This window comes from Shewanella sp. 6_MG-2023 (assembly GCF_030547195.1).
Taxonomy (GTDB): domain Bacteria; phylum Pseudomonadota; class Gammaproteobacteria; order Enterobacterales; family Shewanellaceae; genus Shewanella.
The window spans coordinates 99945-116961 of the sequence record NZ_JAUOQU010000002.1; the positions used below are offsets into that span (position 1 = coordinate 99945).

The 17017-nt window shown below is 42.4% G+C and carries 11 protein-coding genes; 9 read left to right on the top strand and 2 right to left on the bottom strand.

The annotated features are described in order from the left end of the window. Position 1 precedes the first annotated feature (1 nt). The 7 genes from Q4533_RS01685 (at position 2) to purF (ending at position 9778) form a co-directional block, all read left to right on the top strand. Positions 2-1018: an aspartate-semialdehyde dehydrogenase gene (locus Q4533_RS01685; protein ID WP_102437458.1), complete on the top strand. Its 1017-nt coding sequence runs from the start codon at positions 2-4 to the stop codon at positions 1016-1018. A gap of 197 nt (positions 1019-1215) precedes the next feature. Further along, positions 1216-4671: a FimV/HubP family polar landmark protein gene (locus Q4533_RS01690; protein ID WP_303501574.1), complete on the top strand. Its 3456-nt coding sequence runs from the start codon at positions 1216-1218 to the stop codon at positions 4669-4671. A gap of 143 nt (positions 4672-4814) precedes the next feature. Further along, complete coding sequence (gene truA, locus Q4533_RS01695) at positions 4815-5600, top strand: tRNA pseudouridine(38-40) synthase TruA (protein ID WP_102437454.1); 786 nt, start codon at positions 4815-4817, stop codon at positions 5598-5600. A gap of 90 nt (positions 5601-5690) precedes the next feature. Next, complete coding sequence (gene folC / locus Q4533_RS01700; protein WP_303501576.1) at positions 5691-6992, top strand: bifunctional tetrahydrofolate synthase/dihydrofolate synthase; 1302 nt, start codon at positions 5691-5693, stop codon at positions 6990-6992. 4 nt (positions 6993-6996) lie between these two features. After that, positions 6997-7623, top strand: coding sequence for an SPOR domain-containing protein (locus Q4533_RS01705; RefSeq protein ID WP_102437449.1), 627 nt, complete (start codon positions 6997-6999; stop codon positions 7621-7623). A gap of 115 nt (positions 7624-7738) precedes the next feature. Next, a complete protein-coding gene (locus Q4533_RS01710; RefSeq protein ID WP_076537127.1) occupies positions 7739-8227 on the top strand; it encodes a CvpA family protein in 489 nt (162 codons plus the stop codon). Between the two features lie 39 nt (positions 8228-8266). Further along, a complete protein-coding gene (gene purF, locus Q4533_RS01715; RefSeq protein WP_102476956.1) occupies positions 8267-9778 on the top strand; it encodes an amidophosphoribosyltransferase in 1512 nt (503 codons plus the stop codon). Positions 9779-9949: 171 nt separating this feature from the next. On the opposite strand, the gene Q4533_RS01720 is transcribed toward purF, so the two are convergent. Beyond that, a complete protein-coding gene (locus tag Q4533_RS01720; protein ID WP_303501579.1) occupies positions 9950-11911 on the bottom strand; it encodes a hypothetical protein in 1962 nt (653 codons plus the stop codon). A gap of 403 nt (positions 11912-12314) precedes the next feature. Here Q4533_RS01720 and Q4533_RS01725 point away from each other — a divergent pair, with 403 nt between their 5' ends. After that, a complete protein-coding gene (locus Q4533_RS01725; protein WP_303501582.1) occupies positions 12315-14300 on the top strand; it encodes a DNA topoisomerase III in 1986 nt (661 codons plus the stop codon). Between the two features lie 284 nt (positions 14301-14584). Here the strand turns inward: Q4533_RS01725 and Q4533_RS01730 are convergent, their stop codons facing one another. Further along, a complete protein-coding gene (locus tag Q4533_RS01730; RefSeq protein WP_102437441.1) occupies positions 14585-15883 on the bottom strand; it encodes an alpha/beta fold hydrolase in 1299 nt (432 codons plus the stop codon). Positions 15884-16152: 269 nt separating this feature from the next. On the opposite strand from Q4533_RS01730, the gene Q4533_RS01735 reads away from it, so the two are divergent. Next, on the top strand, positions 16153-16797 hold the full coding sequence (locus tag Q4533_RS01735) for an MBL fold metallo-hydrolase (protein ID WP_102437439.1): 645 nt from the start codon (positions 16153-16155) through the stop codon (positions 16795-16797). The last annotated feature ends 220 nt before the right edge of the window (positions 16798-17017 follow it).

The following is a 17017-nucleotide window of genomic DNA, read 5'->3' on the forward strand; positions in this document are numbered from 1 at the left end:
TATGTCACAGGAATTTAATGTTGTTGTTTTAGGTGCGTCGGGCGCAGTGGGTCAAACTATGATTGAGATCCTTGAAGAGCGGAACTTTCCGGTTGCAAACTTATACCCATTAGCCAGTAGCCGCAGTGCAGGTGAAACCGTTAGCTTTAATGGTAAACAAGTCGAAATTCTAGATGTGGATACGTTCGATTGGAGCACGGCTCAAATTGGATTCTTCTCCGCAGGTGGTGACGTCTCAGCTAAGTGGGCCCCGATTGCTGCAGAGCATGGCTGTGTGGTGATTGATAACACCTCACATTTTCGTTATGACATCGATGTGCCATTAGTGGTACCAGAAGTTAATCCGCAGGCCATCGCAGACTTCCGTAATCGTAATATCATTGCTAATCCTAACTGTTCAACCATTCAAATGTTAGTGGCGCTAAAGCCTATTTATGATGCATTTGGTATTTCACGTATTAACGTGGCAACTTACCAGTCTGTATCAGGTTCAGGTAAGCAAGCTATTGAAGAATTAGCGGGTCAGACGGCCAAACTACTTCAAGGTTTACCAGCTGAAAATAAAGTATACCCAAAGCAAATTGCTTTTAACGTATTACCGCAAATTGATGTGTTTATGGACAATGGTTACACCAAAGAAGAAATGAAAATGGTGTGGGAAACGCAAAAGATTTTTGGTGATCACGATATCGTGGTTAATCCAACAGCGGTGCGTGTTCCGGTTTTTTATGGTCACTCAGAAGCAGTGCACCTTGAAACTCGCCAACCTGTTGAAGCAGAAGAAGTAAAAGCCGTCCTACGTGATGCTGAAGGTATCGTGTTATTTGAAAATGATGAAGATTATCCAACGGTAGTGACAGACTCTGCAGGTACCGATCCAGTATTTGTTGGCCGTGTGAGAAAAGATATTTCTCATGATTACGGTATAAATTTATGGGTGACTGCCGATAACATCCGTAAAGGTGCTGCTTTAAACAGTGTTCAAATAGCCGAAGTCTTGATTAGAGATTATTATTAATACGATAATATCCCTATAAATAGAGCTATTTAGATTAAAAAGCCTGCAGCCTGCAGGCTTTTTTCATTTTAGCGTGGTTCACAGTAGCAGGGTAATTAAATCTGGTTTATAGTCTTATGAATACTAAAACTAATAAATACAATTGCCTAAAGCCAGTTGTCATGATGACAACCCCATAGCGCTCAAAGGAAAGATTGATGATTCTTCGTACTGCTTATTTTGTTGGCATAATGGCCTGTGCTTTGGCCGCTGTTTCTGCTTCTTCTACGGTTGAGCCTGTCCATGCTCAGACGCTAAAAATTACCGGCCCCAACGGCGAAGTCAATTCTATCGTTGCCCGTCAATATGGTCCTACAACTTCAGCCGACACTTTTTGGAGTATTGCGCAAAAGGTTAGGCCCAATCAAAATATCACCATATACCAAGTGATGGCGGCACTTTTTGATGCTAATCCCCACGCCTTTAGCAGTGATAATTATAATTCTTTAGAGCGGGGGATGACGCTGTTGGTCCCTTCTGCAGATGTGATGGCGCAAATCCCCAAAGCGGATGCCAAGCTTCGGGCTGAAGATAATGATAAACGCTTCGCGAATGCCAATATAACGGTCAAAGCGCCGCAAAAGCCTGCGGTAAGTGCTGGGCAAACGAGCGCAACTTCAGCTCAAAAACCGTTAGCCATCGTAGCTGAAAAAACACTTAAAAATACAGTCGAGGTTAACCAACCTCTCATTGATGAGTTAACCGTTAAACTCGAGAACGCACAAAGTAAAAGTTTATCTTTAACCGATGAATTGGCGCGTTCAGAAGATATGTTAATGATTAAGGACGCTGACAACGCTGCCTTAAAAGCGAAGATAAAAGAGCTGTCTTTGCAGCTTTCTGTCTCACAAGAAGAGTTACAATTACTTTCTGAAAAGCACACTGAACTTGAAGCGGCCTACGCGCTATTGGTTGCTGAAAATGCTAAGCCAACAGTCATTGAGCAGCCAACTAACTTTTGGCGGTCAATTGCTGACAACATGATATTGCTTGCCGTTATCGCGGCATTACCGCTTATTATAATCTTTCTGATTATTTTCTGGCTGATGCGCCGTAAAAATGAGCAGGATGAAAGCATCAATGAAACACCTCAAGCTGAAACTAGTTCAGAACCCTTAGCCTCAATGGCAGGCCCACAAGCTGCAGTGGCTGAATCATTAGCCGTTACGGATGATATTGACGATCTCAATGACTTAGCGATTCATTTAGATGAAGAAGACTCTACGGAAGATTTGCTTGATCTAGATATCACCAACGAAACGCAATTATCTTTAGATGGTGCTGATGATGTTGATATGTATATCGAAGATGAAAAGGCTAGCGAACAAATAGCTGAAGGCACCTCACTAGATGATTTGTGGTCTGAAGCCATGAATGAGCAAGAAGTCGAATTGGCGTCTATAGAAGACGAAGGAGACTATTTTGAAAGCTTACTTGACGGTCTTGATGAATCAGCAGAAGTTAAACAAACAGACGAAGAAGATTTAGACAGTTTACTTGCAGACTTTGATTTACCAGCAGAGGATACTACTGAAGTTGCACCAGAACTAAGCCAAACAGATACCCAAGATGACATTGACAGCTTACTGGCTGATTTTGATTTACCGACGGATAATGCTGGTGAAGTTGCTGCTGAAGCTGAAGCTGAATCTGAAGTCGCACCAGAACCAAGCCAAACAGATGTTCAAGATGACATCGACAGCTTACTGGCTGATTTTGATTTACCGACGAATAATGCTGGTGAAGTTGCTGCTGAAGCTGAAGCTGAAGCTGAATCTGAAGTCGCACCAGAACTAAGCCAAACAGATACCCAAGATGACATCGACAGCTTACTGGCAGATTTTGATTTACCGACGGATAATGCTGGTGAAGTTGCTGCAGAAGCTGAATTTGAAGTCGCACCAGAACCAAGCCAAACAGATACCCAAGATGATATCGACAGCTTACTGGCAGATTTTGATTTACCGGCAGATGAAGCTATAACCGAAGCAGGCAGTGAAGCAGACGGTGAATTAGATAGCGGATCTTTACAGCAAACGCCAGAAACAGATACTCAAGATGACATCGACAGCTTACTAGCTGACTTTGATTTAGCGCCTGAATCATCAAATGTTGTCGATACACAGGCTGATGAATCTGCCAATAGCGCAGTTGATGATTCAGTTGATGATATTGACGCCTTACTTGCATCCATCGACGTTACTGATGATGTTGAAGGGGCAGAAGATTTTTCTGCCGAAATTGCAGCTGAATTAGAAAGCGATGTTGCCACCACATTAGATGACAGCGAGAATCTTGATGAGTTACTGGCAACAGTCGATCCTGAAAAAGAGTTTACTCCGCTAGCCACTTCAGATGTCGATGTCGAGCAGCAATTAGCTTCTGAGCTAGCCCAAATTGAATCAGAGCTTGAAATTGATAGCGACAATAGCGATCTTGACTCACTCATTTCAGATTTAGAAACACAAACCGAGTTACCTCAACAGACAGCAGAGCCTGAAGAGTCATTTACTGGGGCAGATGATTTCGCCGCGCAAATTGCCGCCGAGCTTGAGCAGGAACAAGGCGAGCACGAACACGCCACCACATCGGATGCCGATTTAGATGCCTTGCTTGCTGACATGAATAATGAGCCAGAAGCCAGCCTTGCAGATACAGATACGCGCCAAGCCGAGCCACTCACATTTGCCTCTGGTGATGATGTCACTCTTGGCCTAGATGATGATCAGCACGATGATCCCCTCGTTAACCAGTTATTAGCGGCTGAGAAATCAACAGAGTCTAATAACGATAGCAATACAGATGCCGACGATCTTGATGCGTTATTGGCAGACTTTGATGTCGATAAGCTCGCCGAGGATGATGAACCGCCATTATTTTCAATCGATGAGTTTTCGGAGGACGAAAGAGGCTCTGAAGCTGAATTTGATAACATGCTGGCAGGCCTGTCAGCACTTGATGATGACTTAGCTGAAACTGATGCAGCTCCAGACACAGTCGCTGATAAAGACACTGACACTGACCATGACAGCAAGCTTAACGAAAACCCTGAATTTGAGCCAAAAGAGTCAGGCTTTTTTGATGATCTAAAATCAAAAAAAGCTGAGCCGGCCAAATTAGATTGGGAGTCAGAATTATTTAAACAAGCCTGCAACCAAGATGATGTTGATAGTGCAGATGAAGTTAATAGTGCAGATGATGGCAGTTATTCTCTTACTGAAGATAATTTAACTGTTGATGAAGCCCTTGCAGCCCTTGACGCTGAAGAAAAGCAATCAACACCATCTGAAGAGACTCTTAATACCTTTGAACAAGAAAACGGTTTCATCGATATTGACGTATTATTAAATGATGCCGATGAAATAGTTGAAGTAAGCGATCAGTACAAAGATGTTGAAGTGGATATGGGCGAAGTTAATGCCCTTATTGGCAATGCGGAAATGATTGATGTTGATGACGAAGAAAATTCAGTTAATGCCAAATTAGATCTGGCCCGTGCCTACATTGAGATTGAAGATGAAGATGCTGCCAAAGCATTACTCACTGAAGTCAAAATTGACGGTAATGAACGCCAACAAAGTGAAGCCTCAAAACTACTGAATGATATAAGCTAATCATAAAGTACATAAAACGGCGCAGTTAACTGCGCCGTTTTTGTATCAGGTATACAGACTCTGACAGTGGGTTGTGCTTTTGCATTACATCTTCAGTTAATTTGTTATAAAATGCGCGCACTTAAAATTAGAGGGTTTAATCAATGCGTGTGGCCTTAGGCGTCGAATACGATGGTAGTCAATATTTTGGTTGGCAAAGACAGAAAGAAGTTGATTCTGTGCAAGCGCAAATCGAAGCGGCGTTATCATCAATTGCCAATGAACCGATTGAAATTATCTGTGCGGGACGTACAGATTCTGGGGTACATGGAACAGGTCAAGTCATACATTTTGATACTCAAGCTAATCGAGCGATGTCAGCGTGGACATTAGGCGTTAATGCCAAGCTACCTGATAATATTGCAATCCGCTGGGCGAAAGAAGTGGATGAGACCTTCCATGCTCGCTTTTCAGCGACTGCACGTCGATATCGTTATATTATCAATAACAGTGAATTTAGACCGGGTATTTTAAATAAGGGTTTAACCCATTATCACTACCCACTGGATCACAATTTGATGCACCAAGGCGCGCAATTGTTTGTTGGTGAACATGACTTTACCAGCTTCAGAGCATTACAGTGCCAAGCCCATAGCCCGGTAAGAACCATTGAATTTGTTAATGTCACTCGTCAAGGAACATTCATTATTATCGATATTAAAGCCAATGCATTTTTGCATCATATGGTGCGTAATATTGTTGGCACCTTACTTGAAATCGGCCAGTCACATCAAAAAATTGAGTGGGTTAATGAACTTCTAGCATTAAAAGATAGAAAATTTGCCGCGCCGACATCAAAGCCCAATGGCTTATATCTGGTGGATGTGACTTACCCAGAGCACTACAACTTACCTAAGCCGCCAATGGGGCCGCTATTTATGCAAGATTAGACACTTAGCTGCTACTGATCGCTAAATAGTCGCATTTTTACTGTTTACGAAACAACAATGTGAGCATGGGACAAATTCAAAAGGGATACAATGAAGACAGATAATGACACGCAATTAACCGTTAAGCCTGCAAAAGACGCAAGCTTGTCCCAATGGTTAGATTATTTATTATCGATTCACCCCACTGAAATAGATATGGGCTTAACCCGAGTAACGGCCGTTGCTGAGCGTTTAAGTCTATTGTCCTTAGCTGACTCTAAAGTGATTACCGTTGCCGGAACCAATGGCAAAGGTACCACTTGCGCCATGCTTGAGGCGGTATTTTTGCAAGCCGGTAAAACGGTTGGGGTTTATAGCTCGCCGCACTTAGTTAACTTTAACGAGCGCGTAAGGCTTAATCATATTGACGTGACAGATGCGCAAATTATTGAAGCCTTTAGTGTCATTGAGCATGCCCGCGCTGAGATCTCATTAAGCTTTTTTGAATTTGCCACCTTAACAGGATTATATATTTTCAAGCTGGCTAAACCTGAGATTATTTTACTGGAAGTGGGCTTAGGTGGTCGTTTAGATGCAACCAATATTATTGATGCCGATGTCAGTGTCATTACCTCGATTGATATTGATCATCAAGAGTATCTAGGTGATACCAGAGAGCTAGTCGGCCGTGAAAAGGCAGGAGTATTTAGAACTGAGTGTTTAGCGGTGATTGGCGAACCTGATTGCCCTAATTCCATAACCGAATATGCCCAAGCGATTAATGCGTATGCTTATAGTGTTAATAAAGACTTTAGCTATGTTATTGCAAATGACACTAGCACAGATAACCGCTCAACTTGGCACTATAGCAGTGCTAATCGCAGCATAGAGGCTATACCATTACCGAGATTACCTTTAGCCAATGCCGCCACTGCCATTGCTGTTATTGAGCAGGCTTTCCCACAACTCAGTGATAACGATATTAAACAGGGCATTGCCAATGCCAGTTTGTCAGGCCGCTTTGAGCAAGTACTAGAACAACCAAAAGTGTGGGTTGATGTAGCACATAATCCCCATGCTGCGAAATACCTTGCTACGCAACTGCAAGGCTTTAAGCCTGCGCGCATTATTGCCTTATGCGGTATGTTAAAAGGTAAAGATGCCGCTGCAGTTTTAAAGGAGCTTGAAGACAGTATTGATGAATGGAACTTTGTATCATTACCGGTTGAGCGCGGAAATGATGCTAAAACATTAGCCAAGGAGTTAAATACAAGCTTGTCTGCATCACAATTTGACTCAATGGATTTGGCTTGGCGCAGTATTAAGTCAAATATAAATGCAGATGATGTAGTAATTGTTTTTGGCTCATTTTACACTGTGGCAGCGTTTAGTGAATTATTAAAAAAGGGATAAAGATTTGTCTGGTCAATTTCAAAACCGTTTAGTTGGCACCATAGTGATCGTTGCTCTTGGGGTTATATTTTTACCTGATTTATTAGACGGTAAAAAGCAGCGCCAAGTTGAAGAGTTTACAGAAATTCCTTTACGCCCAGTGATTACTGAGCAAGCAAGCGATCAAATTGGCGAGGGTTACACTCCTGAAACCTTTGAAGTTGAAGAGATTGCAGCAACCCAAGATTTAGCTCAAGTTTCAGAAAAAACCAGCACTACACCAGCGACTAAAACTGACAGTGGAACAAAGTCAGTCACAAGCGCCAACACCGCAACCGCATTAACAGCAGTAACCTCAAAGCCTGAAACTGTTAAATCAGCCATAAAACAAGCTCAGCCCATCAAAGCGGGATTTACCTTGCAGTTGGGTGGTTTTAATAACGCTAAAAATGTTGAAGGCTTAGTTCAAAAGCTGCGCACTAATGGTTTTACCGCTTATACATTACCGACTAAACCGATTGATGGTTCTTTAACAAAAGTGTTTGTCGGCCCTGAACTCTCAGCAGATAAACTGAAAAGTTATCAACAAAAAATACAGAAAATAACCGGTCTTCAAGGCAAGATTGTGCAATACAATCCCCTAGAAAACTAACTATTCATCATTGTTTTTTTCAGCGCACAGTCAATTTATTCTGCTAGAGGTGTGAAACTTTTCAGTCTCTGTTAGAATCGCGCCGTCTTAACATCTATACCGGATCCCTCTCTCAATGGTTTGGATTGATTACGCTATTCTCATTATCATCGGCCTATCAACTGTTATCAGTTTGATACGTGGATTTGCCAAAGAAGCCATGTCGCTAGTGGTATGGTTCGCTGCTTTCTTTGTTGCTAGCCAATTTTATCAAGATCTCGCTGTTCACCTAACGCAGATGAATGACGAAATGCTTAGAAATGGCGTTGCAATTGCTATTTTATTTATCGCTACTCTCATTCTTGGTGCCTTAGTTAATTACATATTAGGCCAACTGGTGTCAAAAACCGGCTTGTCAGGCACAGACCGCGTATTAGGTTTGTGCTTTGGCGCGCTTCGCGGGGCGTTAATCGTCAGCGCAATATTATTTTTTCTGGATGCGTTTACCGGTGCTTCAAGTCAAGACTGGTGGACGGATTCAGAGCTTGTACCCCAATTTGGTGTGGTTATTCAGTGGTTTTTTGACTATCTGGAAAATACCTCCAGCTTTGTACCCAAAATATAAATATAAATATAAAACATCTTACAATGAGGAAGCTTACCCATGTGTGGTATCGTCGGAATAGTTGGTCTGTCATCGGTTAATCAAACCATTTATGATGCGTTGACCGTGCTTCAGCACCGTGGTCAAGATGCTGCAGGCATCGTGACCGTGGACAAAAATGCATTTCGTTTACGTAAGGCTAATGGACTCGTTAAAGACGTATTTGAAATCAAACACATGCAACGCCTTCAAGGTAATGCAGGTATTGGACACGTACGTTATCCAACAGCAGGCAGCTCGAGTGCCTCTGAAGCACAACCATTCTATGTTAACTCACCATTTGGTATTTCCTTAGCCCATAACGGTAACTTAACCAATACAGTTGAGCTTGCTGAAGGACTGATCAAAAAGCGCCGTCATGTAAATACCACCTCAGATTCTGAAGTGTTATTAAACTTGCTTGCTGATGAGCTGCAAGAAACCCGCAGCTTAACCTTAAGCGCTGATGAAGTTTTTGATGCAATAGCGAAAGTTCATGCACAAACTCGCGGTGCTTATGCTGCTGCGGCGATGATTATTGGCCAAGGCTTAGTGGCATTTCGTGACCCATTTGGGATCCGTCCTTTAGTACTTGGTAAGAACGAAACCCCAACAGGTACCGAATACATGGTCGCCTCTGAATCAGTGGCACTTGATGCAGTTGGCTTTGAAGTGATGCGCGACGTTGCGCCAGGCGAAGCAGTTTATATTTCACTTGATGGTCAACTATTTACTCGCCAATGTGCGGTTGAGCCAAGCTATGCACCTTGTATTTTTGAATTCGTCTATTTCGCTCGTCCAGACTCGAGTATTGATAAAGTGTCTGTCTATGCCAGCCGTGTAAACATGGGGGCTAAATTAGGCGCAAAAATTCAAAAGGAATGGGAAGATTATGATATTGACGTGGTGATCCCAATTCCTGAAACCTCGTGTGATATCGCCCTAGAAATTGCTCGTGGAATGGACCTGCCATATCGCCAAGGTTTTGTTAAAAACCGCTATATTGGCCGTACTTTTATTATGCCGGGTCAGCAAGAGCGTAAGAAATCTGTTCGCCGTAAGCTAAACGCGATTAAAACTGAATTTACTGGTAAGAACGTATTGTTAGTTGACGACTCAATTGTTCGTGGTACCACCTCTGAGCAAATCATTGAAATGGCTCGTGAAGCTGGGGCTAAGAAAGTGTATTTTGCTTCAGCAGCACCTGAAATTCGCTTCCCGAATGTCTACGGTATTGATATGCCAACCACCAATGAGTTGATTGCTCATGGCCGTGATGCTGATGAAATCGCTAAAATCATCGGCGCTGATGGGATTATCTTCCAAGACTTATCAGACTTGGTTGAAGCCGTTGGAATGGAAAATCCAGAAATTAAGCGCTTTGAAACCTCAGTATTTGATGGTCATTACATCACTAACGATGTTGACCAGGCGTACTTGGATCACCTGACTCAACTGCGAAATGATGATGCCAAAGCCAATAATAAAGACATTGGTACTAACTTAGAAATGCATAACGTTTGTCATCCTTAAACGATACTTTCTAAGTAACTGATTAAAGCCAGCTAGCCGCTGGCTTTTTTGTTTTTCTTTTCCTTCAGTAATCGAAACTAGTACTACAGATAAAAAAATGCCTGAATCACTTCAGGCATTTTGCTCGGTTTATTGATGATGAATCAATCTCAGATTATTAATATAAAAATATTAGTAATTATGAGCTTCAGCTAGTCTTGCAGGGGAATGACATACAGAACATGATTCAGTGATAGGTGCAGGGTCAAATACGGCAAAGTCGCCACTTTCACCCGTGTGCATATCAGCTTCTGGCGTGATAGCCACATCGAAATCACCACCTTGTTGTATCATGTGATTTTTCGCAGCATCACCTGTATGACAAGTGGCACAGTTAGCAGAAATCGCCGTGATACCGTAAACACTGCTTTCATCCATACCGTTTAACACAACTGCTGGTGCTACATCTTCAAGGTCAATCATACCAGTGTGACAAGCCTGACAATCAACCGGCATGTTTTTGTCGGTTGTTGGCATGTCATTTAGACCACGGTCTTGCTTGTATGCTCCAAAGTGCATGTTGTGAACCAATGGTCCCCACGCCATAGCGTAGTCTCCTATGGTTCCATCATCCTGTGTTTTACCTGGAGCCCAGTTATAAGCAGAGTGACATTGCGCACAGCCGTCGCCACCTAAGTCAAAACCACCACGTTGACCACCATGACCTTGTAACCCTTCAGTGTGACAAGTTAGACACTTCATGCCATCAGAGGTTGTACGACGGACATCTTTGATGTTCGATACTGATATAGGTGCACTTGCCCCATTTTCAGCTCCCCAACGAGCAGTGTAGGTAATGCGACCATCTACACCACCGAATAACACTTCACCTTCTACATAGGGTAGCGCGTGTTCGATGATATAAATTACCTCACCATTTTCACCAGCCATAGCGTCCACTGAACGTGCCACATGACCTTCGTCACGGCCTGGAAGCACTGCTTCGCCATTCTTAACTACTGTTGCCCAGCCACGTGGAGATGCATCGGTAATAGCTAGAATATCAACTGGCTTACCTTCGCTATCCGTAGCGGTTGCAGTTACTTCAATCGCAGTTTTATCTTCGCTACGAACAACTGAAAATACTTCAAACTTGTAACGGTTTAATGCTTCATCACGCGCCTTACCATTTTCATGATCATGTTGGAACGAATTGTGACAGGTTGCACAATCAAGGTCAGTAAAGTTACTGTGATTAACAGCTAAATCTTTATCTGCATCTTGTAAATCAGCATGACAAGTTGCACAGCCATTGAGTGACGCAGTAAATACCACATCGTCAATGTGACAAGTTGAACAACGGTATTTATCCATTGAATAACTTGTACCCAATGAAGCGTGGCCAGAAGATATTTTACCGCCTTCACCATCAGCTAATTTGCCATGCCCTAGCATTGCCATGGTGTTTTGAGCCCAGCCGCCATCTTTTTGTTCAGTTTGAGTGTGACAAACTAGACATGCTTCAACAATAATAACTTCTTGGTCATTGTCTAATGCATGGTGATGCTGATGCCAGCCCCAAGTTGCGTTGCCTGTAGCATCTTCAAACTCACCGTGACAGGCGACACATTTAGCATCATCTGTGGTGCTCACTTGTGCATAATGATCGTTCTTAGTAAACATCACACGCTTAGTACGTGGCATACCATTTTCGCCATTACCTGGTCGAATATAGCCAGTACCAATTGATTCAGATGTCGCAGCTTCATGTGGCATAGATAAGTTGTAGATACCGTCACCAGCATGGGTCAAGGTACCTGGTGCGTTATCATCACCCGCAACCCAAGTCACATCAACAGTGTCAGCAAGTAAACCTGCTTCATTTTTGATTGTTGACATTAACTGGACTTTATCTAAATCTTCTACTGGAACCCCATCTTGGTTCTCAACCGAAAATTCAACATTAACTAAGCCATCGGCATATTGCCATTCCATCACTTTTGCTACTGCTGATGTGGTCACTACTGGTGGTACCCAAGGTGCACCGGGGTCACCAGGTAGACCATCGTTTCCATCTTTACCATCATTACAAGCACTCATCCCCAGTGCAGTAGCCACAAGTAAAGCAACACGACATTTGCTCATTAATTTCATCTCATACTCCAAAATGTTTTTCTTACCTCTTAATGGGTAATTGGAGCGTAATGTAAAGATTGCTTGGCAACTGTTGACTAGATCACAAACTAGGGGTATTACTAGTTTAATTGTTTATATTCAATAGTTTGAATATAAACCTCCTAGCTGAACATTCTGAATTAAAGCTTAATCTCCCGATGTGTTTTTGCATTAAGATCACAAATTAAAGTAAATTTTTATTGGTTGTTTTTGGTTAAGTTTAGCGCCTTAAAAGCGTGTTTTTTGATGCTTTAGCCTAGTATTTTGAGTGGCAGATTATCTTTCTAAGAAACCTGCCATTGCATTAACAGTTGCACTTATTTTTGCTATTCGCTAAATTACACTGTAATTTCATACAGTGTTTTAAAAGTCTAATAAATCTATGATGCTCTATATTGCTGAAAAACCCAGTCTAGGCCGTGCTATTGCCGATGTATTACCAAAGCCTCATAAAAAAGGTGATGGTTTTATCATGAGCGCCAATGGGGATTGCGTGTCTTGGTGTATAGGGCATTTGTTAGAGCAAGCAGAACCAGATGTCTATGATCCCGCTTTTAAATCATGGCAATTAGCCCATTTACCCATAGTGCCGAGTAAATGGCAGTTAAAACCTAAAACTAATACCCGCTCACAGTTGAGCATCTTAAAAAAGCTCATCAAACAAGCATCGAGTTTAGTTAATGCTGGCGATCCTGATAGAGAAGGGCAGCTGCTGGTGGATGAAGTCATTTCCTATGCAGGTGTAAAGGCCGACAAGATTGCTCAAACCCAGCGTTTACTTATTAGCGATCTTAACCCTTCGGCGGTAAAACGCGCCTTAGGGCAATTGCGCACTAATAAAGAGTTTGTCCCCTTATCTACCTCAGCCTTAGCCCGCAGCCGCGCAGATTGGCTATATGGCATGAATATGACCCGCGCTTATACCATTCAAGGCAAAAAAGTAGGTTATCAGGGAGTATTGTCTGTTGGTCGCGTGCAAACCCCGGTACTGGGTTTAGTGGTAAGGCGAGATGAAGACATTGCCAATTTTCAGCCCAAAGCTTTTTATGAAGTACTGGCGCATTTACTGACCGAAAACCAAGAAGGCTTTTCGGCTAAGTGGAAACCCAGTGAAGCATGTCAGCCATATATGGATGAAGAGGGGCGAGTGCTCGCCAAAGGCTTAGCAGAAAATGTGGTGGGGCGGATAACTAACAAGCCAGCTGAAGTGACCAAACTTGAATCAAAAAATAAGCGTCAGAACCCCCCATTGCCTTATAGTTTATCCAGCCTGCAAATCGATGCCGCCAAACGCTTTGGTATGAGTGCCAAAGAGGTGCTTGATACCTGTCAGAGTTTATATGAAAGGCATAAATTAATTACGTATCCGCGCTCAGATAGTCGCTATTTACCTGCTGAGCAACATGGCCTTGCACCCCAAGTTATTCGCGCAGTATTAAGTAATGATGCAGGCTTAATCGCTAAAGTGGATACACCCAATGCCAAGCTCAAGTCCAAAGCTTGGAATGACAGTAAAGTTGATGCTCACCACGCGATAATTCCCACTGAAAAAACCACTAATTTGGCAAACTTATCAGCCAAAGAGTCGCAGTTATATTCTCATATTGCACGGCAGTATTTAGCCCAGTTTTACCCCGCCTATATTTATGATGAAACCCAAGTTGAAGTGACCATTGCGGGTGGCTTATTTACCACTAAAGCTAAGCAAGAGTTATCGTTAGGTTGGAAATGTTTGTTTGCGAAAATGCAGGGTAAAGATAATGCAGATGGTAGTGATGACGAAAATTTAGCGACCTTACCGCCACTGAAAAAAGGTCAACAACTCCATTGTGAGCGAGGCGAATTGCTTGAAAAAACCACTCAAGCGCCAAAACATTTTACAGATGCGACCCTGCTTGGCGCCATGACGGGTATCAATCGCTATGTCACTAACCCTGAAGTGAAGAAGATCCTAAAAGACACCGATGGCTTGGGCACCGAGGCAACCCGAGCAGGCATTATTGAATTACTGTTTAATCGCGGTTACTTATTAAGGCAGGGTAAATCAATCATTGCCACCCCAGTTGGCGTTGGCTTGATCCATTCATTACCAGAAACAGCCACCACACCGGATATGACTGCGCTGTGGGAAAGTAGCCTTGATGCCATAAGTCAAAAGCAGCTTAGGTATGATGCCTTTATGGAGCCATTGTTAGCGCAATTACAGCAACTGATTGAGCAAGCTTCAAATCAATTACCTACAGCTCTTGAGGGGATTAAAGGGCCTGGCTATAAAAAACGCCGCTCCAGTAGTGGCTATAAACGCAAAGGTGCAGCAAGCAAAACCTCTACGGCTAAAACTTCCCGTAAGCGCAGCTCGAGTAAATAAGCCGATAAAAGAGAGTTTGTATGAATAAATCATGGGATACAGGTATTGCATCGTTCGCACTCGATTGTTCTTAAAGGGAATAGCGGAATTTCAGGCAAAAAAAATGAGTAAACCGAATCAGGGTTTACTCATAAAAATTCACTAGTTCACAACATAAAGGGCGGAACAGGTTAGATTATGGCCGAACTTACTTAACTGAAAATTAATTTAATCTGTCGACGTGCAGTGGAGTGTGATCGACTTCAATATTAATCAATTTAAAACTGAACATTAAATTACATTTGTTATCGAATGCTATCCTTTCGGCTCAATGAAATGAGTTTATCTAAAATATGCTCACCATCCATACGAATGCCATTATGCTCATATTCTGATGTTAGCCAATAGCTGAGGTTATTCACTAGCTGCGCAGTTTCAAGGCTGTAATTCATATCAACATACATATCTTCACTGTAAATAGCCGCAGTGACCGGGACGGTGTTTTGCAGTAACACGTCCACATCGTATAAATTGCTCCAATCTGATTTTTGCGCAATTAATTCTGCCACCTCTTTGAGAGGCTTTAACTGATTAAATTGTTCAAAGAACCATGGATAAATCATTTCGCCAGTAAACAGTAAGCGCTGCCCTTGTTGATAATTGAATTTAGGGAACTGCTCTCTGACTCTATGGGCTGACCAATTAGCCCCTTGTTGATGAAACTGCTGGCAATAGATCGATTCATGCAATAACGCGAAAATTGGGTTGGTGTTGTAATCCAAAAATTGACTAAATTGATGCAAAAATAGCGGGTTTATTGTGCGACCTTGGGCAGTATCGATCATGGCTTGCTCAAGTAAGTAATAGAGGGCTTCAGGGCCTTGCTCCATACCTATATTAACCCCGAGCAGCTGTAGCATCTCAACGGTGAGTTTTTCGCCTGTGGCAAGGTAAACGTCATTATCAGCAATATAGTCAGCCAGTTCTGCTGTTAATGACTCAGCATCTTTGAAACGATGATAAAAATCAGCGTTTTTGGCAAGTACCCGTTTATAGGTTGCTTGATAGACGTCATCTGCTTGACGGGTTAATGATGGAATACCACCTGTGATAAAGGCTTCAGTTAGTGCTTGTGGCGCTGCGCTTAAATAGCGTAAAACACAAAAGCCGCCAAAACTTTGGCCTAAAATACTCCATGGCTGATTATTTGCTAATTGAGCTCTAATTACTTCAGCATCTCGAACAATGTTATCGGCTCTAAAGTGGCACACATAATCGGCTTGTTCTTGCGCGGTTAAATGCGCCAGTGTGGCGCTATTTAGTAAGCTTGAAAGACCGGTGCCGCGCTGATCAAGCAACAGCACTCGATATTCTTTTAGGGCGCGTTTTATCCAGCCACTATTCTCAACAGGGCGCACTGCACCAAAGCCCGGTCCACCTTGAAAATACACTAAATAGGGTAAGGATAAATCTTGGTTTTCTGTACTGACGATTTCCCGAACAAAAATTGATAATTGCTCACCTTCGGGCTGCTGATAATCTAATGGAACGCTAAAAAAGTGTTTTGTGGAAACGATCCCAGAAAGAATACTGTCAATTTGCATGGTGTGCCTGTGAAAATAGGATTCAGAAAGGTAGTATTGTATGAAGGTTAGTCCTTGGTCACAATGAAAATATGATGCTAATTAAATGAAGTGGTGATGTTAAATTATTCATTTGTTTGGGCAGCGATGCAAGCTCAGTAAAAATGCTTGTGTTCAAACCAACTAATTGGTTTTATTTTTTGATTCTTATAGATAGATCAAACATTTTATTAAGCTTTAACGCATAATAACTTGGTCGCGATAATTTTCTCAATTTGAGGATAGAAGTAATGAAGTACCAAATCATTCCAGTCACCCCGTTTCAACAAAATTGTAGTGTTATTTGGTGTGAAAAAACCAAACTGGCAGCCGTTGTCGATCCCGGTGGTGACATTGAACGTATTATTACTGAAGTTAATAAGTTAGGTCTGAGCTTAGAAAAAATCTTATTAACCCATGGTCATATTGATCATGTTGGCGGCGCGAAAACACTGGCTAATCAGCTTAATATTCCTATCATTGGCCCACATATCGCTGACCAATTTTGGCTACAAGGGCTAGCAAAGCAAAGCCAGAACTTTGGTTTTGCGCATGTTGACTCGTTTGAGCCTAGCCAATATTTAAATGAAGGCGATGAAGTGACCATTGGCGAAGAGCGTTTATCGGTGGTGCATTGTCCCGGTCATACTCCAGGACATGTGGTGTTTCACTCTAATAAATCAAACCTTGCATGGGTTGGTGATGTGCTATTTAGAAGCTCCATTGGCCGCACTGATTTTCCGCAATCGGACCATCAACAACTTATCCATTCTATTACTCAAAAATTATGGCCTCTAGGGGAAAAAGTCAGCTTCATTCCAGGTCATGGCCCTATGTCGACTTTTGAAGAAGAGCGTCAGCATAATCCATTTGTTGCTGATCAATTATTGGGCTAGGCTCAAGCGTATTCATTTAGCTGCTGGGAATATTGCCCGGTGGCTTACGCAGCAAGCTAGCAGTGTAAAGTAAAATACACTGCTAGCTAAATTGGCATAAACCGTTACATTTTATCTTGCACCAGCTTCACATCCCTTAAACCAGCGGCTAGCCTGACTTGCTGGTTCAAACATAGTTATTCCTGCCCTTAAATTAATACAGTTAATACTTTGTTAAGTG